Here is a 19,868-nt window from a genome sequence, read left to right as displayed (position 1 = left end):
GACGGGGTGTTTGCCCGAACCAAAAGCCCTTAAACGCTCTGGATGTAATCCCTAAGCGCCGCAGCCTCGCTTTCGATCTTGTCGATGCGGTATTTCACCAGATCGCCGATCGAGACGAAGCCGATCAGCGTCGTGCCTTCGACTACCGGCAGATGGCGGATTCTCCGCCGGGTCATCAGCGACAGCGCCGACATCACCTGCGTATCGGGGGTCACCGTGATCGCCGGGGCGGTCATCGCCTTTTCGACCGGCTGGTCGAGAATATCGGGGCCATCCGAATGCAGCCGGTAGACCAGATCGCGCTCGGAGAAGATGCCCACCACCTCGCCATCGCGCACGATCGGCAGCGCGCCGATGCGCCGCTCGGCGAGCAGATTGGCGGCATCGCGCACCGTGGCGTTGCAGGTGCACTGGTGGACCGCGCCATCGCGCCCCGACAGAATAGTGGCAATGGTCATGACAAGCGCCCTCCTAAGCGTAAAGCCCGGTCCCTTTGACAAAGGCGGCGTTGCAACGAGGTCCGCCATGGCGACTCAAGCAGGCTGATGGTCCCACGAAATGCTTGGAAAGAAAAGGCATCTCAACCTATATCCCTGTCCATGCCCCGCTTTTCCAACCTCGACGATCCCGATTATGCCCGCTTCGCCTGGCGCCGCTACTGGCGTGTGATGGGCTGGATGGCCGCGGCCACGTCGCTGGCGGTGGTGGGCATATTGGGCGTGCTGTTCGCGCTGCACGGGACCGTTTCGATCCATCTGTATATCGCCGCCGCGCTGGGGGTAGGCTTTACCATGCTGTTGACCGCAGCGCTGATGGGGTTGGTGTTTCTCTCCAGTGGCACCGGGCATGACGAATCGATAGACGATGCGCTCGATCCCGACGATTCGTAGATCCCATACAGGGGGGTAAAGCCATGCAAGAGTCCGCTAATCGCCTGACAGAGTGCCGCGATCCGGTGCTGCGCGTGGTGCCCGCGCCGGCAGACATCAATTCCAACGGTCATATCTTCGGCGGCTGGGTGCTGGCGCAGATGGATATCGCGGGCGGTATCGTCGCGGGGCGGGAAACGCAGGGGCCGTGCGCCACCGTCGCGATCGAGGCGATGCAGTTCCTCGCGCCGATCCTGCTGCGCGACATCATCTCGGTCTATGCCGAGGTCGAGCGGGTCGGGCGCACGTCGATTTCGATTCGAATCGATGTCATTGCCACGCGCGGACGCGGCCCGGAGGAAGTGCGCGTGACCAGCGGCCTGTTCACCTTCGTCGCACTCGACGAGAACCATCGTCCCAGGCCCATCGTGCGCGAGACGCGGCTGGTGTGATTCGTTTGTCATTCCCGCGAACGCGGGAATCCCGCTTCGGCGCAATTGTCGCTTAGAAGCGGGCCCCCCGTCTGCGCGCGGGTGACGGAAAATGCGATCAGGCCGCCACACGCTCCACCAGATCGCCCACCGTCTGCAGCAGCAGCGCGATGTCCTGATCGCGCGACAGGCGGTGGTCGCCGTCCTTGATCAGCAGCAATTGCACGTCCTGGGCCCGCAGCTGCTTCTGGGTCTCCAGCGCATATTGCCACGGCACGTCCGCATCGGCCTGACCCTGGATCAGCCGCACCGGGCAATCGATCGCGATCTCGCCGATCAGCACGCGGTTGCCCTCGCCAGACTGCCAGAACTTGCGGGTCGTCACCATCGGCTCGGGGCCGTATTCGCTGGGCTTTTCGAGCCGCCCTTCGGTGAGGATGGTCATCTTCTCCTCTTGGCTGAAGCCCCACATCGTGAAATCGGGCGCGGCGGCGATGCCGACGATGCCTGCAACGCGCGCGGGCCGGGCAAGCGCCACCAGCAGCGCCAGCCAGCCGCCCATCGAAGACCCGATCAGCAGCACCGGGCCGCTGACCACGGTGTCGATCAGCGCCAGCACGTCATCGCGCCAGTCGGCCAGGCCCTGGTCGTCGAACTTGCCGCCGCTGGCGCCGCACCCGGCATAATCGAAGCGCAGCATCGCCAGCCCCTGGCGTTCGGCCCAGCCATCGAGCGCCAGCGCCTTGGTGCCGGTCATGTCGCTGGCATAGCCGGGCAGGAAGACCAGGGTGGGTGTAACCGCGGCTGCCGTGACGGCGCGGCGGTGGTGGTAGACGAGCCGCGGCCGATCGGCGCGGTCGAGGAAGCTGGTGTTGTGGTTCATGGCGAGCGGCTTAGCGGACCGGACGGAGCTAGACCAGAGCGGGCGTCTGGCATTCGCCCGGTCCCCTGCGCAGGCAGGGGCCCATCATCGGACCGTCGCCAGTCCAGCCAAGGGTGCATCAGACGCGCGACCAGAAGATGGGCCCCTGCCTGCGCAGGGGACCGGGCAAGGGCAGTGGGGATCCAAAGACGAATGCTAACACGTCGCCTTTCCCTTGATGCGACTGGGCTATGGAGGCTGAGTCTCTCAATCCCGCAGGAATATCGCCTCGATCGGCAGCTCGAACAGATCGGCGATGCGGAAGGCGAGCGGGAGCGAGGGGTCGTATTTGCCGGTCTCGATCGCGTTGATGCTCTGGCGCGAGATCGCCAGGGCATCGGCCAGATCGCCCTGCGTCCAGTCGCGCTCGGCGCGCAGCACTTTCAGCCGATTCTTCATCAGCACGTGCCCCGGTCACCAAAAGCGAACCGGTTGACCAGTTGGCCCAGCGCCAGGCCGATGCACCAGATCGGGAAGACAAAGAACACCGCCAGCTTCGGCACCTCTGGCGAATAAAGCTCGAGCACCCCCCAGACGCTGGTGATGGCCAGCGTGGCCCCCGTAGCAACCAGGAACTTGCGAACTTCGAGCATCCGCAGATATTCGTCGTCGAGCTCGATCAGCAGCCGCCCCATCGCCCACAACCAACCCAGCGCGGCGATGCCAGGCAGCAGCGCCAGCCCGATGGTCAGCGCGCTCGCAGGAGCATTGTCCGGCACCATCGCGGTGGCAAGCGCAATGGTGGCGATATAGGCAAACGTAATCGGGATGATGCGCTTCGTGTAGCGCCGCATCGCCGGATGGTTGTTGGCGCGCATCGGTCAGGCAGCCCCGCGTCGGGCGCAGCGGCCCTTGGCGCTGATCGAGATCACCGCGAGGATCGGCAGCGTGGTGAACATCGCCTGCGCGGTGCCATCGGAGATGACCTCGAAGACGTTGAGCACCGCCAGTCCCATGATGGCAAGCGCCCAGCACATTGCTTGAAGATAGGTATTCATAGTCAAGCTCCCTTGATTCGGTGTAAAGGAACATTGTCTTTTTGGCGGTCGGATGTCAAGCGTCCTTGATAAAACGTTTGGGGTGCTTGTCGTCCATTCGATCGCACCCATCAGGCAGGATGGCTCGTAACTTTGCCGGTCCCCTGCGCAGGCAGGGGCCCATCACCGGACCGTTGGCAATCGAGCCAAGGGCTCATCAGACGTGCGACCAGAAGATGGGCCCCTGCCTGCGCAGGGGACCGGGCCGGAACTGCGTCGCTCTAAAGATGGGTACGCTGCGCCTTTTCCCTAGCTGCAGGGAGACGCGGGGTCGACGCTTGCCCGCTAGTGACTCCTTCACCATTCATCGCTATATCGCTGGTCATGGCGAGCATCCGCATCACCCTCACGACTAGCACCACTCCGGGCGACCGGGGGCGGACCGTCGCGGCCTGACAGCTGCGACGTGCCAGCTACCCCGGTGCGGGTGGCTCTGGCGTCGGCTTCTCGCATTCCTTCCGTCCCAGACGCTGAAACTTGGCCCCTTTTGGGCTGCGCCGGATTGTGCCATGGCGCGAGCAACGAGCGACAAGAAAGACAGATGATATGTCCCAGCTTTTGAAGATCAGCCTGCCCGATGGTTCGGTGCGCGAAATGCCCGAGGGTTCGACCCCGGCGGATGTCGCTGCGGCGATCGGTCCGGGCCTGGCCAAGGCGGCGATCGCCGCGCGGGTCGATGGCGAATTGCGCGACATCATGCGGCCGTTCGAGGGCGACGCGCAGCTCGCTTTGGTCACCGCGCGCGACGAGGCCGATGCGCTCGAGCTGGCGCGGCATGACTTTGCCCACATCCTCGCCGAAGCGGTGCAGAGCCTGTTTCCGGGAACGCAGATCACCTTCGGCCCTTCCACCGACGATGGCTTCTATTACGACTTCGCGCCAGCAGAGCGCCCGTTCACCGACGAGGACCTGCCCGCGATCGAGGCCGAGATGCGCCGCATCATCGCCGCCGACCTTCCGCTGGTGCGCGAGGTGTGGAGCCGCAGCGACCTGATCGAACGCTGGCAGGCGGCGGGCGAAAGCTTCAAGGCCGAATGGGCCGCCGAGCTTCCCGATGACGAGGAGCTGACGGTCTATTGGTCGGGCGAGCCCGGTCGCCCCGGCGCGTGGATGGACATGTGCCGCGGCCCGCATCTCGCCTCGACCGGCAAGCTCGACCCCAGTGCGTTCAAGCTGACGCGGGTTTCGGGTGCCTATTGGCGCGGCGACCAGCGCAACCCGCAACTGTCGCGGATCTACGGCACCGGCTGGCTCAACAAGAAGCAGCTCGATGCGCATCTGGTGCGGCTCGAGGAAGCGGCCAAGCGCGACCACCGCAAGATCGGCGCGGAGATGGACCTGTTCCACCTCCAGGCCGAAGCGCACGGATCGGTGTTCTGGCACCCGCGCGGCTTCGTGATCTACCGCGCGCTCGAAGCTTACATGCGCCGCCGTCTCGACGCCGCAGGCTATCTCGAGGTCAAGACGCCGCAGGTGATGGACGCGCGCCAGTGGGAGCAGTCGGGCCATTGGGGCAAGTATCGCGAGAACATGTTCGTCATCCCCGATGAGGTGCCGAACACCGAAGACGAGGGGCCGGTGGTGTCGAACGACGCCGCGTGGATGGCGTTGAAGCCGATGAACTGCCCCGCGCACGTGCTGATCTTCCGCCAGGGGATCAAGAGCTATCGCGACCTGCCGCTGCGGCTCGCCGAGATGGGCTGCTGCCACCGCAACGAGCCGCACGGCGCGCTGCACGGGCTGATGCGGGTGCGGCAGTTCACCCAGGACGATGCGCACATCTTCTGCCGCGAGGACCAGCTGGTCGACGAGATCAGCAAGTTCTGCGACCTGCTCGATGTGGTCTACAAGGACCTGGGCTTTGGCGATTATGCCATCAAGCTCGCGCTGCGCCCCGAAAAGCGCTTTGGCACCGACGAAATGTGGGACTGGTCCGAACAGTCGATGCGCGATGCCGTCGCCGCGACGGGCCGCAATACGCCCGAGTGGGGCTGGGAGGAACTGCCGGGCGAAGGCGCGTTCTACGCGCCCAAGCTCGAGTTCCACCTCACCGACGCGATCGGGCGTACCTGGCAGGTCGGTACGATCCAGACCGACACCGTGCTGCCCGAGCGGCTCGATGCGAGCTACATCGCCGAGGACGGCAATCGCCACCGCCCGATCATGCTCCACCGCGCGATCCTGGGGAGCTATGAGCGCTTCATCGGCATCCTGATCGAGCATTATGCGGGCAAGTTCCCGCTGTGGCTCGCGCCGGTGCAGGCGGTGGTCGCGACCATCGTCTCGGACGCCGACGACTATGCGCATGAAGTGGTCGCGGCGCTGCAGGCGGCGGGCATCCGCGTCGAATCCGATACGCGCAACGAGAAGATCAACTACAAGGTGCGCGAGCATTCGGTCGGGCGCGTGCCCAACATCCTGGTGGTCGGCAAGCAGGAGGCCGAAAAGCGCACCGTCGCGCTGCGCCGTCTTGGCGAGCAGCAGCAGCAGTTCCTGTCGCTCGACGAGGCGGTGGCGATGCTGAAGGCCGAGGCGCTGGCACCCGATCTAAAGGGCTGACCGCCCTCATCATCTGGCAGACAAGGCCCCCTGTTCCAGCATCCGAACAGGGGGCTTTTTTGTGGGTGCACCCCCCGGCCAGCGCAAAGAAAAAGGGCGCGATGGTCGAAACCACCGCGCCCCGTTCCTCTCCCCTTGAAGGGAATGCGATCAGAAGGTTACGCGAACCCCGAAGCGAACCGACCACAGCGAACCGCGCAGATCGACGGCTTCGGCAGGCGCCTGGAAGCTCGTTCCGGTGCGGTTGGCGTACTGGTACTGCGCGCAGCTGTTGGTGCCCTGCGCGACGCAGGTCACGTTCACCAGCGTGCCGTAGTAAGGGAAGCCAACCTGACGGATGGTGCCCCAGTCGGAGTCGAGCAGGTTGAGGACGTTTTCGACGTCGGCCAGCAGTTCCACCTTGGTACCCAGCACGAACGGCACTTCCTGACGCAGCGACAGGTCGAGCTTGTTGTAGCGCGGGCTCTTGCCGATGTTCTTCGGTGCGATCCGACCCTGATGCTTGTTCAGCGGAGAATTCTGAACAAAGTTCTGGAAGCCGGCAAAGTCGAAACCAGGCGCATAGCTGACCAGCGGATCGGCCGTCTGCGATGCGACATTGGGGACATACATCGTGTAGCGCTGGTTGTTGCCAGTCACACCGAAGACGTTCGAACGCAGGTTGCCCGATGCCTGGTCGGCAAAGGTGTAGCTGTAACGCTGGCCCGAAAGCGAGTTGAAGAACAGTTCGAACCGGGTGGTGTTCTCACCGAACAGCTGTGCGTCATAGCCCATCACGAGGCGGAAGGCGTCGTCACGCTGATAGTTGGACGTGCCGAACGCCGAGAAGTTGGGATCTTCCGCTGCCGAGTTGGTGTAGTTCGAGAACGCCACCGACGAGGTGCCGGGGTTGAGGTCCTTGGCACGCTGGTAGGTATAGGCACCACCGAGGCGGAAACCGTTTTCCCAGCGCTTGTCAAACCGAGCGACCACGTTCCAGCTGTAACCCTGGTCACGGTTGGTGAGCAGGATATCGGTGTTGGTCGTGGTGCCCTGGCCGGGCAGTGCGCTGTAACGCGGACGGCCATCGGGCAGAACGCCAGTCACCACCGAGCGCAGATCGGTCCATTCGAGTGCATCCTTCACCCTTGAATAGACCACATCGACGCCGAAGTTCCAGTTGTCACCCAGGAAGCCGAGGTCTGCATTGTAGTCGACGGTTCCCGACGCACGCCACTGCGAAGGCACCTTGAAGTTGGGGTCCAATGCGTTGGTCGGTGCCTGCGCGGTACCGGTGCCGCCAACCGCGTCGATCAGCGCCTGCGGAATTCCGGTGCCGCCCGAAACGTTGTTCAGCGTGGCCGCACCGAGTGCCTGAACCTGCGCACTGGTCAGGCCGGTGACGCCCGCGATGGTGAAGGTGTCGGGAGCGCCGCCCACACCGGGGAGACGACGAACCTGGACGCTGCCCAGCGTCGGGCCGGGGTTCGAATAGCTGTTCGAAATCCACACATTCGGGTTGCCGCCGCCGAACAGACCGGCCGAACCGCGAACGGTCAGACGATCGGTCGGCTTCCAGTTCAGGCCGAAGCGCGGCTGGAACAGCTGACGACCGTTGAGGCTCGATGCGTTGGTGAAGCCGTAACGGTTGAAAAAATCGTTGTTCACGAACGGACGGCTGGGCGTGTCGAACAGGTCCCAGCGGAAACCGGCGGTGACCACCAGGGTGTCGGTGACATCGATGGTATCCTGCAGACCGAAGGTCCAGCTGTTGTTCTCGAACTCGGCGGTCACGGTGTCGATACCGCCGCGCAGGGGAACGGCGAAGTTCAGCTCGTTGGCACGGCGCGCCTGAAGATCCGAAACCGAGTCGAAGTACCAGGCGCCCGAAACGCGCTGGGCGAACAGGTTGCGGATATCCTGCTGGCGGCGTTCGGCGATCAGCTTCAGCGTGTGGTTGTTGAGCTGCAGCGTGGCCTGGAACTCGATGTTCAGCGACTGAGCGTCGAGCTCGTTGGCCTGGCGGCTGATGTCCGGGCCGAAGGTAAGCTGGCGGGTATTGGGCGAGCAAGCCAGCGCAGCTTGGGTGGCGTTTTGACCAGCAGCCGGAGCCGTTGCAGCCGGGTCGAGACAGGTGCGGAATTCACCGAACGAAGGTTCACCGAACGGCTGCTGCAGACGGACATAATCGGCATAGGACGCACGGATCTGCGTCGAGAAGCTGTCGGTCCACTGGTTGTTGAACTGGACGATCCCGAAATGGTTGACCGCGCCCTGGTTGTAGTTGTTCGAGCGAAGCGCGAAGTTCGGGTTCGGCGCGGTCAATGCGCCGATACCGGTCTGGCCGGCGGTCACATTGCCTTCGTTATAGATATAGGTGAAGGTTGCGCGGTGGCCGTCGGCGATGTTCCAGTCGACCTTGGCGACAACCTTGTCGTCCTTTTCGGGGATCGAGCTGGCAACACCCTGGGTGTCGAAGTTGTAGGCGCTCTGCGCGATCTGCGAAATCTGGTCGACCTGCGCAGCGGAGATGCCGAGCGCATCGGGCGCGATCGGAGCGGGCACGACGTCGCGCAGCCGCTCATAGGTCAAGGCGAAGAACAGCTTGTCTTCGATGATCGGGCCGGTGACCTGTGCGGTGTAGATCTTCGATTCGAAGGCGCCGGTGCGGGCCACGCCACGGGCCTTGTCGCCGCGCAGGCTGTCATCGGCGTAATAGAAACCGGCGATGCCGCTGAAGCGGTTCGAACCCGACTTCAACTGCGCGTTGATCGCGCCGCCCTGGAAGAAGCCCTGCTGGATGTCGACAGGCGCGATTTCGACCGAGAATTCGCCGATCGCATCGAGCGGAACCGGGCCGCGGGCCGACACCAGGCCGCCGGCTTCCAGACCGAAGGGATCGCCAAACGCGACGCCGTCGACGGTGAAGCGGTTGAAGCGGTTGTTCTGTCCTGCGATCGAGATGGCGCCGCCATTGGTCGGATCGAGGTTCACGCGCGGATCGCGTGCGGCAAGGTTGCGGATGTCGCGGTTGACGTTCGATACGCCTGCGATGTCACGCGCGGTCAGCACGGTGCCAGCGCCCGATTCCAGCGAGGTCGATGCAGCGATCGACGAGGCGGTAACGACGATCACGGCCTGCGACTGCAGTTCGATCGGAACGCGGAACGGCTGGCCGGCCTGCAGGAAGATGTCGGTGACCGAGGACTGCTCAAAGCCCGGAGCGTTCACTTCGATGGTGAACGGGCCGCCGAGGCGCAGGCCGGACGCGCTGAACGTGCCGGTCGAGTCGGTCACGGTCGAGGCCACGGTACCCGACGGGGTGTGGATCACGCGGACTTCTGCGCCAGCGAGCGGGGTGCCGTCACCGGTGACGGAACCACGGACCGACGAAGTCGTTTCCTGTGCGTGAGCAGGGGCCGCCATAACGGTGGCCAGCGATAGCGCCGCAGCGCTCGCTGCGAGATAATACCGAATTTGCATGTGTCTTTTCCCCGTTTCTTGCCGCCCTGTAGACACCGGCGGCGATGAAAGCGCTCTCACAATCAAGAGATGAGCGGCGCACTAGTCGGCGCTAAGGACATAAAAGCGAAAACCATGTGAAAGATATGTGACAGTTTTAAGTCGCAATGTGACAGGCCGCCGGGATCGGCGGTTTTCAGAACGTAAGTGCCTGGAAAATATAAGGTTATCGAGAATGCAGCCCGTCTGTCGGCCTGTGCTGGGCCGACCCTAATCAAGACATTTCGCTGATTTGTTCGCAACTGCGGCATAAATGACACGCCCTGCAACTGTCATATTCAGCGCGCGATGCCGCAGACGGGTCGCTGTCCGACTCGCGCATCAACGAAAAAGGGCGCGGGGGTTAGCCCGCGCCCTCTTTGTAGCGATGGGTATCGATGGAGCCGCTCAGGCGGCGTCGCCTGCGCCCACCTTGTCCTTGGCGGCAAACACCTGGATCGGGTCCTTGCGGCCCTCGACCACGTCCTTGTCGACCACGATCTCGGCGACGCCCTTCATTCCGGGCAGCTCGAACATGGTGTCGAGCAGCATCGCCTCGACGATCGAGCGCAGGCCGCGCGCGCCGGTCTTGCGTTCGATGGCCTTCTTGGCGATCGCCTCGAGCGCGTCCTCGGTGAAGCTCAGCTCGACGTCCTCGAGTTCGAACAGCTTCTGATACTGCTTGATCAGCGCGTTCTTGGGTTCCTTCAGGATCTGCACCAGGGCGCCGATGTCGAGATCCTCGAGAGTCGCGATCACCGGCAGACGGCCGACGAACTCGGGGATCAGGCCGAACTTGAGCAGATCCTCCGGCTCGGTCTTGGTCAGCATCTCGCCGGTCTTGCGCTCCTCGGGCGCGGCGACATGCGCGCCGAAGCCGATCGACTTGCCCTGCAGACGGTCACCGATGATCTTTTCCAGACCCGCAAACGCCCCGCCGCAGATGAACAGGATGTTGGTGGTGTCGACCTGCAGGAACTCCTGCTGCGGATGCTTGCGCCCGCCCTGCGGCGGAACGCTGGCGGTGGTGCCTTCCATCAGCTTGAGCAAAGCCTGCTGCACGCCTTCGCCCGATACATCGCGCGTGATCGACGGGTTTTCGGCCTTGCGGCTGATCTTGTCGATCTCGTCGATATAGACGATGCCGCGCTGCGCCTTCTCGACATTGTAGTCGGAGGCCTGGAGCAGCTTGAGGATGATGTTCTCGACATCCTCGCCGACATAGCCGGCTTCGGTCAGTGTCGTCGCATCGGCCATGGTGAACGGCACGTCGAAGGTCTTGGCGAGAGTCTGCGCGAGCAGCGTCTTGCCGCAGCCGGTGGGGCCGACGAGCAGGATGTTCGACTTGGCGAGTTCGACCTCGCCGCCGCCCTTGCCCGAGTGGTTCAGGCGTTTGTAGTGGTTGTGCACCGCGACCGACAGCACCCGCTTGGCGCGGTTCTGGCCGATGACATAATCGTTCAGCACGTCGCAGATTTCCTGCGGGGTGGGCACGCCGCCATCCTTCTTGCCGGCGAGACCGGCCTTGGATTCCTCACGGATGATGTCGTTGCACAGCTCCACGCATTCATCGCAGATGAACACGGTGGGGCCGGCAATCAGCTTGCGCACTTCATGCTGCGATTTTCCGCAGAAAGAGCAATATAGAGTGCTCTTCGAATCGGAACCGCTCAGCTTGGTCATAGCTCTTCCTTCTGTTCCGGCGCGCCTGTGCCCGGAACGTGACGTTTCAGCCTAGTGCCAAAAACGCAGAATTCAACACGCAACACCCTATCGTCGGGCCGGCTGTAGGCCGGTGTTGCGCCTGAACCTGGCCACGCACAGGCGCATCGTCCCCCTGATATAGGGGGCCAAACCTGTTAATTCCCTGAATCGTCGGACGGGCTGGGCCGCTTTTCCATCACATGGTCGACCAGCCCGAATTCCTTGGCTTCGTGCGCTTCCAGGAAGGTGTCGCGGTCCATCGCCTTTTCGATGGTCGCAAGATCCTTGCCGGTGAACTGCACGTAAAGGTCGTTCATGCGCTTGCGGATTCGCAGAATCTCGCGCGCCTGGATCTCGATGTCGGATGCCATGCCGCGCGCGCCGCCCGAAGGCTGGTGCACCATGATCCGCGCGTTCGACAGCGCGGTGCGCATTCCGGGTTCACCCGCAGCGAGCAGGAAGCTGCCCATCGATGCGGCCTGGCCGATGCACACCGTCGCCACGCGCGGGCGGATGTACTGCATGGTATCGTAGATCGCCATGCCCGCGGTCACCACGCCACCGGGCGAGTTGATGTACATCGAGATATCCTTTTTGGGATTCTCCGATTCGAGGAACAGCAGCTGCGCCACGATCAGCGAGGCCATGTTGTCCTCGACCTCACCGGTGACGAAAACGATACGCTCACGCAGCAGCCGCGAGAAGATGTCAAAGCTGCGCTCTCCGCGGTTCGACTGCTCGATGACAATCGGAACCAAAGCATCGCGGACGGTATCGTACATAAACGGGCCTTCTTTCTGCTCTTGTATATCAGCCGTCTAAATCGGCCTGTTTGTGCAAGAGTTCAAGCCCCGATGGCGGCGCGGTGGAATAATGAGGAGGCGGCGCTGCAATCTCCCCTCCCGCTTGCGGGAGGGGTGGACGCGCCGCAGGCAAGGCCGGGGTGGGCCTGAGCCCGAGGTGGCGCCCTCAGGCCCACCTGCGGTCCGGCAAGCCGGACCTGCCCCTCCCGCAAGCGGGAGGGGAGAGGCGAAAGCGATCAGGCCTTCTTGGCAGCCGCCTTTTTCGGAGCGGCCTTCTTGGCAGCAGGCTTGGCTTCGGCGGTTTCAGCCGCAGGCTCTTCGGTCTTGGCGGCCGCCGCCTTCTTGGCGGGAGCCTTTTTCGCGGGCTTTTCAGCCGCATCGGCTTCCGGAGCCGCTTCGGCGTCCGCGTCCTTCTTCACCGCAGCCTTTTTGGGTGCGGCCTTCTTGGCCTTGGGCTTTTCGTCATGCGCGTGATCGTGGTCATGATCGCAATCGGGACCATGGACATGGCCACCGCTGGCGCCGACGGTGCCGTCTTCTTCGGCTTCGATCGCAGCTTCCAGCTCTTCGCGGGTCACGGTGCGCTCGGTGATCGTCGCCTTGTCGAACAGGAAGTCGACGACCTTGTCCTCATACAGCGGCGCGCGCAGCTGGGCTGCGGCCATCGGGTCCTTCTGGATGTACTCGGCAAACCGCTGGCGGTCTTCCTGGCGATACTGCTGCGCGGCCTGTGCCACCAGCATGTTCATTTCCTGCTGCGAGACTTCCACGCCATTGGCCTGGCCGATTTCGGAGAGCAGCAGGCCCAGACGCACGCGGCGCACCGCGATCGAGCGATATTCTTCGCGATCCTTTTCCATCTCGGCCTTGGCGGCTTCGACGTCTTCTTCCTGCGAAGCTTCCTGCTGAAGCTGCGCCCAGATCTGCTCGAACTCGGCTTCCACCATCGAGGGCGGAACTTCGAAGTCGTGGCTCGCTGCAAGCTGGTCAAGCAGGCGGCGCTTCATGTGCGTGCGCGTCAGGCCACCGAGCTCCTGTTCGAGCTGGCCCTTGATCAGACCGGTGAGCTGCTCGAGGCTTTCGAGGCCCAGCGACTTGGCAAAGTCGTCGTCGAGCTTGGTTTCGCCGGGCTTCTTCACTTCGCCGACGACGATGTCGAAGGTCGCATCCTTGCCGGCGAGGTCCTTGGCGCCGTATTCGGCGGGGAAGGTCACCTTGATGACGGCTTCGTCATTGGCCTTGAGGCCGACAAGCTGGTCTTCGAAGCCGGGGATGAGCTGGCCCGAACCGATGACGACGGCCATGCCTTCGCCCTTGCCGCCTTCGAACGGAACGCCATCGACCTTGCCTTCGAAGTCGATCAGGACCTGATCGCCGTCCTTGGCCTTGTAGCTCTTGGCGGCGGTTTCATAGCTCTTCTGGCCGTCGGCGATGCGCTGCAGCGCTTCGGTCACGGCGGCTTCGCCGGGCTCGACGGTTAGGCGTTCGAGCGTGATCTGGTCGATCGACGGGGCGGGGACCTGCGGCAGCACTTCGAGCGAGAGCTTGATCTCGGCGTCCTTGCCGGCGGCGTAGCCCTCGTCGAGGTCAACCGAAGGCTGGATCGCGGGACGCAGGTTGTTCTCGCGAATCGCCTTGTCGACGCTCTCCTGGATCGTCGAGTTCAGCGCGTCGGCGTGAATCGATTCGCCGTGCATCTTGCGAATCAGATTGGCGGGCACCTTGCCGGGGCGGAAGCCGGGCATGCGCACCTGCGGGGCGATCTTTTTCACTTCTGCGTCCACCCGCGCTTCCAGATCCTTGGCAGCGATGGTGATGGTATAGGCCCGCTTGAGGCCTTCGTTCAGCGTCTCGACAATCTGCATCGGCTTAAACTCTTGTCTTTCCATGTTTAGAAAGGGCGATCTTTCCCTTTCCCGTCCATCGGAACGATGGTGCGGGCGAAGGGACTTGAACCCCCACATCTTTCGATACCAGAACCTAAATCTGGCGCGTCTACCAGTTTCGCCACGCCCGCGTCGCGGTAATCAAGCGCGTGCGTCTAAAGAAGGTTGCTGCAAAGGGCAAGGGGGGCAAAGCTGCCGCATTCAGGCGGGTATGATCACCTTGGCACACCATGGGCCGCAACCGCGTGCCCACACGGGCGTATCTGGCATGAGGAAAGGAACCTTGAACATGGCCACACGTCCTGACGATCCAGCGATCCCCCCACCCGACCGCATCGAACCGCAAACCCCCACGGAGCTTCCGGTCAACGATCCACCGATGGAAGACCCGGTGCGCGAGCCGCCCGAGATGGACCCGGTGCAGCCCGATATCATCGAGCCCAGCCGCGGCCCCGACGAACTGCCAATGCAGCCGTCCTGATCGGGCGCAATCTGCAAACCGGCACTCTGCACACCGATAGACCGCAAAACGCCCCGGCAGGATATCCCGCCGGGGCGTTTTGTCGTCTGGCATGGGCTAGAGCTGGCTTCAGCGTCCTGCAGGTGCGGGGGCCTCCTCGGGCAGCACCACGAACGACCACGCCTTGTCTTTCAGCAGGTACTTGGCGGCCAGCGCCTGCATCCTTTCGGGCGTGGTCACGGTATAGTCGGGCAGGATCGTGCGCAGCGCCGAGATCCGCCGTGGATCGCGGCTCGCGCCCTGCAGCTGATTGAGCCAGAAATTGTTGCCGGTGCTGGCCCGCGAGACCAACTGGCGCAACGGCTCGGTGGCCCGCGACAGCTCGTCGGCACTCACCGGGGTTGCGGCGAGGTCGGCGGCGATCGAATTGGCGATCTCGAAGAACTTGCCGACATTTTCGGGCGCCAGCTGTCCGATCACGCCGACATAGCCGCCCTGGTCGAACGCGATCGGCCAGTTGTTGAGCACCTGCGGAGCATAGCTGGCTCCCGCCTGCGCGCGCAGCTGGTCGAACAGGCGGCTGTTGAAGATCGCGGTGAGGATCTCGAGCTGACGGCTCTCCTGCACATTGGTGATGCCACCGCCGGTGGGCCATCCCATGAACGCAGCGGCCTGGTCCGGCGCGCCCTGGTGCCGCACCACCACCGGTTCGGCGGTGGGCGCGGGGAAGGTCATCGTGCTGGGCCCTGCCACCACGGGCACCGCTTGGCGCGGCGGCAGCGCACCCAGGGTCTTTTCAAGCGCGGCGAGCGCCTCAGCCTTGTCGAAATCGCCGAACAGCAGCACCTCGATCGGTCCCTGCGCGAGCAGGGGCTCCCAGGTCGCGCGGAACGCCTCGGGGGTCAGCGCGGCGGCATCCTCGGGGCTGGGCACCTTCCAGCGCGGATCGCGATTGCGGGTGAGATAGCTCAGGTCGCGTTCGAGCACGGTCTGCGGCGACATCGAAAAGCTGCGATAGGCAAGCTCGGTTCCCGCCCTGGCGCGGCGCACCGGGTTGGGGTCCCAGCGCGGCTCGGCGAGCTTGGCGGCAAACAGCTTGAGCTGGTCGACCAGATCGCTGCGCCGCGTATCGGCCGAGAAGGTGAAAGCGTCGTTTTCGATCTCGAAGCCGAAGCCGATGCGGCGCCCGGTGGTCAGCCGGTCGAGCCCTTCCTGGCCGATCTCGCCAATGCCGCTTGCGACCAAGGCCGCCTGGCCTGCCCAGGCGAGGGATGGCGTGTCTGCCGGGAAGGCCTGATAGCCGTTGCCGAAGCGCACCTTGACCATGATCTTGGAGACCTCGGCGTCGTTGGCGTAAAGGATCGCCTTCACGCCGTTCGACAGTTCGACCATCTCGATGCCCAGAAGCCTCAGATCGGTCACCGAGCTCACCGTTCCCGGGGCGCCCAGATCGGGAAGGTCATCGAAGGTCACGGCCGCAGCGGCCAGCCGTGCGCTGGCATCGGCGGTCACGTCCTTGGTCAATGTGCTGGCAAGCAGGGTTTCGGCGTCGGGCACCGGTTCGGGCGAAACCAGGATCGCACGGGTGGTGACCCCGCCGAACAGCCGCTGCGTCGATTCGAGCAGCCTTGCGGGCGTGTACATGTCCTTCATCCCGCGAAACACGTCGAGCGCGGTCTGCGGCGCGGCAATCGTTTCGCGGATATCGACCGCTCCGATGATGTCGTCGGCCTGTTTGGAGCCTGCCTCGGTGTCGGCACTTTCCACGCGGACGGCGAGCGCGGCATCGAACTCCGCCATCTCGCGGGCGATCTCTTCCTCGGTCGGGGCGGTGGTGGTGGCATCGGCAATCACGCCGCGCACATCGGCAAGCGCCGCCTGCCAGTCATCGCCGATCGGCACGATCGACACGAAGGTGCCGTCGACCGAGCGGCTGACGTCTTCGGCATTGACCTGCGCCTGCAGGAAGCTGCCACCGCCGCGCGCGCGGCCCTCCAGCCGCCGGTTGATGAGCTGGGTCGCGACCAGATCGATCAGCAACTGCTGGTTATAGGTGATGGTGTCGTTGACCGGCTTCCACGGCCGCAGGATGCCCAGGCTCACCAGATAAGGAAACCCCGGTTCGACCATCGCCTTGGCGACCGGCTGTTCGGGATCGGGCGCGCCGAAGCCGGGATAGGGGGCCTGTTTGCCCTTGACCTTCCAGTCGCCATAATAGGTCTTGACCAGCGCCTCGAGCGTTGCCGGTTCGACATCGCCAGCGATGACGATCACGGTGTTCTCGGGCCGGTACCAGCGCTGGTGGAAGGCGCGCACGGCCTCGGATGTCGCCGCGTTCAGGGTATCGACCTTGCCGATCGGCGAGCGTTCGGCGAGCTTCTGCCCGGCGAAGAACAGTTGGCGGGTCGCGTCACCGACGCGCACCTGCGCGCCGGAGCGTTCGCGCAGTTCGGCCATCACCACCGGCACCTCGGCGGTCACCGCCTCTGCCGTCAGCCCGGGCTCGCGGATCATGCCCGACAGGATCTTCATGCTCTCGTCGAGCCCGGCGGGAGTCGCTGCAGGCAGATCGAGCTTGTAGACGGTGTGCGTCGGCGTCGTCTCGGCATTGCTGTCGCTGCCGAAGCTCGCGCCCAGCCGCTGCCAGATGCGGATCGCCTCGCCATCGGGGACATATTTGGAGCCGCGGAAGGTGAGGTGCTCGAGCAAATGGGCAAAGCCCTGTTCGGGGTCGGCTTCCATCATCGATCCGGCATCGATCCGCACCCGGATCGAGACCTGGCCCGGCGGCACGCCGTTGCGGCGCACGGCATAGCGCACGCCATTGCTCAGTTCGCCAAATGTCCAGGCCTTGTCGACCGGAACGTTGCTGCCCTTGTACAGCCAAGGGGTGGGCTCGCCTGCTTCCAGATTGGGCGGGCGCAGCGGCTGGCCGTTTTCGTCCTTGCCGCTGGCCACGGGTTCGCCCGGAAGATGTGCCAGCGTCGGCGCGGTGAGAACCAGGGAGAATGCCGCGAGGGCAGCGGCTACGCCTGCGGGGCGCATCAGGGGAAAGGTCATGGCGCAATCTATAGGCAGCGCAAATCTGACTGGCCAGTGAATATGCGGCAGCCGCTGCGCGCATTCCCGCCGAATGGAGTACCTCTGGCGGCCCGGCTGAAAGAAAAACTGCCTTGCGAAGGCGCCGCCGCCGCCCCAAATACCGGACCATGCTGATAGAAACCGAAACCACGCCGAACCCCGCCACGCTGAAGTTCCTTCCGGGCCGCAAGGTCATGGATATGGGCACGCGCGATTTCGCTTCGCCCGAGGAGGCCGAGGCTTCGCCGCTTGCCGAGGCGCTGTTCGGTCTGGGCGACGTCACCGGCGTGTTCTTCGGGCACAACTTCATTTCGGTCACCGCAGGGCCGGGCACCGACTGGTCGGGCCTCAAACCCGATGTGCTTTCGGTGCTGCTCGATCATTTCTCGGCCGATATGCCGCTGTTCCGCGCGGCGAGCGCTGCCGGCATCGCGGTTCCAGCCGAAGATTCCGACTGGCCGAGCAACCCCGAGGACGAGGACATCGTCGCGCAGATCAAGGAACTGATCGAAACCCGCGTCCGCCCGGCGGTCGCCAATGACGGCGGCGATATCCTCTATCGCGGCTTCGACAAGGGCGTGGTCTATCTGCAGATGCAGGGCGCCTGCTCGGGTTGCCCGTCGTCGAGCGCGACGCTCAAGCACGGCATCGAATCGCTGCTCAAGCATTATGTCCCCGAAGTGACCGAGGTCCGCGCCGCCTGATCGCGCGGCCAACCCCATCTGCTCCCTTCGACAAGGAACCGCTCTTTATATGACCGCACCGCTCGATACTGCCGCGCTCGACCAGCTCTTCCGCACCGCACGAACCTATAACGGCTATACCGACCAGCCCGTCTCGACCCAGCAGCTGCATGCGATCTGGGACCTGATGAAGATGGGGCCGACCTCGGCCAACATGCTGCCCTCGCGGCTGGTGTGGTGCGTGTCGGACGAGGCCAAGCGCAAGCTGGCCGATGGCTGCATGGAAGCCAATGCCAAGAAGATCCTGGCAGCGCCGGTGTCGGTGGTGATCGGCATGGACCTCGAGTTTCACGAGCTGTTGCCCGAGCTGTTTCCGCACACCGATGCGCGCAGCTGGTTCACCGGCGACGACAAGGCCGAGTTCCGCCGGGTGTCGGCGCTGCGCAACTCCTCGCTGCAGGGGGCCTATTTTATCATGGCGGCGCGCGCGCTGGGGCTCGATACCGGACCGATGTCGGGCTTCGACAACGCCGCGGTCGATGCGGCCTTCTTTGCCGACCAGCCCAATGTGCGGTCCAACTTCATCTCGACATTGGGCTATGGCGATCCGGAGACGATTTTCGAGCGCAGCCCTCGCCCCGGTTTTGACCGCTTCAACACAATCAGCTAGCGGTTCGCGGGTATGACGCCCGACCCCGATACCCTGCTCGTGATAGACACCGCCACCGAGGCGTGTTCGGTCGCGCTGTTCGCGGGCACGGTGCTGATCGCCAGCGACCACGCCGTGATGGGCCGCGGCCATGCCGAGCGGCTGGTGCCGATGATCGCGGGCCTGCCCGGCCATGGCCGGGCCGACGCCATATTGGTCAATTGCGGCCCGGGCAGCTTTACCGGCGTGCGCGTCGGGCTGGCGGCCGCGCGCGCGTTGGCCATGGCATGGAACGCCCAGGTCAGCGGCTATTCGACCCATTCCCTGGTCGCGGCGATGGCGTTGGGCGACATCGCCGATCCCGGCGGGGTCGATGTGGTGATGACCGGCGGCCATGGCGAGTATTTCGTGCAGGGGTTCGATCGCCATGGCACCGCGAGCGGAGCGCTGGCTTCGCTCTCCCCCGAGGCCGCCGCCGCTGCCTCGGCGCGCACCCATGTTGCAGGCTCGATGGCCGAGGCGCTGGTCGCCGCGCGCGGTTCTGGTGTGGCGATGCCGTTGCTGCCCGATGCGCGCGCCGCGCTGCTGCTGGCAGCCGATGCCCGCAATTTGCCGGTCGAACCGGTTTATGGCCGCGGCGCCGATGCTACCCCGATGGCGGCCCGTCCGCCCGCAAAAGCCGTTACCCCAGGCTGACTGCTATGACCGGCGCCCGCGATCCTTCCTGCGATCCGCCGGTCATCCGGCTGGTGTCCGGCATGGCCGCCGAGGAGGCGCTCGGCCCGATCATGCAGGTGATGCAGGCGGCGTTCGACCCGGTCTATGGCGAGGCCTGGAACCACAGCCAGGCGCGCTCGATGCTCGCCATGCCACTGACGCACACGATCATCGCCGAAATTCCCGCGATTGCAGAGCGGTCCTTCGGGCGGACGTCGGAGCAGTCAGGCGATCATGCAGGGCCCGGTCAGCCGATCGGTTTTTCTATGTCACGACGCACCGGCGACGAAGAAGAACTGCTCTTGATTGCAGTTACGCCACAATGGCGTCATTTTGGGGCGGGTTCTTCGCTGCTCACCCAAGTCATCGACAATGCGCAAGATGCGGGAGTCGAACGAATTTTTCTGGAAATGCGCAGCAATAATCCAGCCAGTCATCTTTACCACAAATTCGGCTTCCGACAGGTCGGTATCCGCAAGAATTACTACAAGGGCGTCGATTCTCAACTGTATGATGCATTGACATTGGCGCTGACATTATAAGCATTTGCGTGCGCAAATGCCCTGTTGTTATGTTACAATTCCAAT

18 protein-coding genes and 1 tRNA gene are annotated in these 19,868 nt (G+C 64.1%); 8 read left to right on the top strand and 11 right to left on the bottom strand.

Annotated elements, in window-relative coordinates; translation table 11 throughout:
* Positions 1–29 precede the first annotated feature (29 nt).
* On the bottom strand, positions 30–458 hold the full coding sequence (locus tag QUV11_RS13010; RefSeq protein WP_300883323.1) for a CBS domain-containing protein: 429 nt from the start codon (positions 456–458) through the stop codon (positions 30–32).
* A 141-nt stretch (positions 459–599) separates the two neighbouring features.
* Here QUV11_RS13010 and QUV11_RS13005 point away from each other — a divergent pair, with 141 nt between their 5' ends.
* Together QUV11_RS13005 and QUV11_RS13000 are read left to right on the top strand one after the other, a co-directional pair.
* Positions 600–890, top strand: a complete 291-nt coding sequence (locus tag QUV11_RS13005) for a hypothetical protein (protein WP_300883322.1) — start codon at positions 600–602, stop codon at positions 888–890.
* 23 nt (positions 891–913) lie between these two features.
* Entirely contained in the window at positions 914–1,321 is a 408-nt protein-coding gene (locus tag QUV11_RS13000) for an acyl-CoA thioesterase (protein WP_300883321.1), read from the top strand.
* Between the two features lie 97 nt (positions 1,322–1,418).
* Here the strand turns inward: QUV11_RS13000 and QUV11_RS12995 are convergent, their stop codons facing one another.
* The 4 genes from QUV11_RS12995 to QUV11_RS12980 all read right to left on the bottom strand — a co-directional run bounded on the left by QUV11_RS12995 (position 1,419) and on the right by QUV11_RS12980 (position 3,220).
* Positions 1,419–2,183: an alpha/beta hydrolase gene (locus QUV11_RS12995; RefSeq protein ID WP_300883320.1), complete on the bottom strand. Its 765-nt coding sequence runs from the start codon at positions 2,181–2,183 to the stop codon at positions 1,419–1,421.
* Positions 2,184–2,429: 246 nt separating this feature from the next.
* Positions 2,430–2,621: a helix-turn-helix transcriptional regulator gene (locus QUV11_RS12990; protein ID WP_054135703.1), complete on the bottom strand. Its 192-nt coding sequence runs from the start codon at positions 2,619–2,621 to the stop codon at positions 2,430–2,432.
* The gene (locus QUV11_RS12985) at positions 2,621–3,040 is read right to left on the bottom strand and encodes a hypothetical protein (protein ID WP_300883319.1); all 420 of its coding nucleotides are present in this window, start codon (positions 3,038–3,040) and stop codon (positions 2,621–2,623) included. Before QUV11_RS12985 ends, QUV11_RS12990 begins: the two co-directional genes overlap by 1 nt.
* A 3-nt stretch (positions 3,041–3,043) precedes the next feature.
* The gene (locus QUV11_RS12980) at positions 3,044–3,220 is read right to left on the bottom strand and encodes a hypothetical protein (RefSeq protein WP_300883318.1); all 177 of its coding nucleotides are present in this window, start codon (positions 3,218–3,220) and stop codon (positions 3,044–3,046) included.
* Positions 3,221–3,805: 585 nt separating this feature from the next.
* Here QUV11_RS12980 and thrS point away from each other — a divergent pair.
* Positions 3,806–5,818: a threonine--tRNA ligase gene (thrS, locus tag QUV11_RS12975; RefSeq protein WP_300883317.1), complete on the top strand. Its 2,013-nt coding sequence runs from the start codon at positions 3,806–3,808 to the stop codon at positions 5,816–5,818.
* 150 nt (positions 5,819–5,968) lie between these two features.
* Here the strand turns inward: thrS and QUV11_RS12970 are convergent, their stop codons facing one another.
* From QUV11_RS12970 to QUV11_RS12950, 5 genes are all read right to left on the bottom strand, one after another.
* Positions 5,969–9,280, bottom strand: coding sequence for a TonB-dependent receptor (locus tag QUV11_RS12970; protein WP_300883316.1), 3,312 nt, complete (start codon positions 9,278–9,280; stop codon positions 5,969–5,971).
* A gap of 426 nt (positions 9,281–9,706) precedes the next feature.
* A complete protein-coding gene (gene clpX / locus QUV11_RS12965) occupies positions 9,707–10,981 on the bottom strand; it encodes an ATP-dependent Clp protease ATP-binding subunit ClpX (RefSeq protein ID WP_289618820.1) in 1,275 nt (424 codons plus the stop codon).
* A gap of 176 nt (positions 10,982–11,157) precedes the next feature.
* Positions 11,158–11,784, bottom strand: coding sequence for an ATP-dependent Clp endopeptidase proteolytic subunit ClpP (clpP, locus tag QUV11_RS12960; protein WP_289618819.1), 627 nt, complete (start codon positions 11,782–11,784; stop codon positions 11,158–11,160).
* 257 nt (positions 11,785–12,041) lie between these two features.
* A complete protein-coding gene (tig, locus tag QUV11_RS12955; protein ID WP_300883315.1) occupies positions 12,042–13,670 on the bottom strand; it encodes a trigger factor in 1,629 nt (542 codons plus the stop codon).
* 67 nt (positions 13,671–13,737) lie between these two features.
* A tRNA-Leu gene (locus QUV11_RS12950) sits at positions 13,738–13,822 on the bottom strand.
* 158 nt (positions 13,823–13,980) lie between these two features.
* Here QUV11_RS12950 and QUV11_RS12945 point away from each other — a divergent pair.
* Entirely contained in the window at positions 13,981–14,172 is a 192-nt protein-coding gene (locus QUV11_RS12945) for a hypothetical protein (RefSeq protein ID WP_300883314.1), read from the top strand.
* Between the two features lie 108 nt (positions 14,173–14,280).
* Here the strand turns inward: QUV11_RS12945 and QUV11_RS12940 are convergent, their stop codons facing one another.
* Positions 14,281–17,211: a pitrilysin family protein gene (locus tag QUV11_RS12940; protein WP_300883313.1), complete on the bottom strand. Its 2,931-nt coding sequence runs from the start codon at positions 17,209–17,211 to the stop codon at positions 14,281–14,283.
* Between the two features lie 149 nt (positions 17,212–17,360).
* Here QUV11_RS12940 and QUV11_RS12935 point away from each other — a divergent pair, with 149 nt between their 5' ends.
* From QUV11_RS12935 to QUV11_RS12920, 4 genes are read left to right on the top strand one after another with little or no spacing between them, the layout of a single operon-like run.
* Entirely contained in the window at positions 17,361–17,936 is a 576-nt protein-coding gene (locus QUV11_RS12935; protein ID WP_300883333.1) for a NifU family protein, read from the top strand.
* Between the two features lie 49 nt (positions 17,937–17,985).
* Positions 17,986–18,585, top strand: coding sequence for a malonic semialdehyde reductase (locus QUV11_RS12930; protein ID WP_300883312.1), 600 nt, complete (start codon positions 17,986–17,988; stop codon positions 18,583–18,585).
* A gap of 12 nt (positions 18,586–18,597) precedes the next feature.
* Positions 18,598–19,260 (top strand): tRNA (adenosine(37)-N6)-threonylcarbamoyltransferase complex dimerization subunit type 1 TsaB, encoded by a 663-nt coding sequence (tsaB, locus tag QUV11_RS12925; RefSeq protein WP_300883311.1) that lies wholly within the window; start codon positions 18,598–18,600, stop codon positions 19,258–19,260.
* 5 nt (positions 19,261–19,265) lie between these two features.
* Positions 19,266–19,823 (top strand): GNAT family N-acetyltransferase, encoded by a 558-nt coding sequence (locus QUV11_RS12920; protein ID WP_300883310.1) that lies wholly within the window; start codon positions 19,266–19,268, stop codon positions 19,821–19,823.
* Positions 19,824–19,868 lie beyond the last annotated feature (45 nt).

The organism is Blastomonas sp. (genome assembly GCF_030373265.1).
In the GTDB taxonomy this organism is placed as follows: Bacteria; Pseudomonadota; Alphaproteobacteria; order Sphingomonadales; family Sphingomonadaceae; genus Blastomonas.
This window is presented reverse-complemented; position numbering and strand designations above follow the sequence as displayed.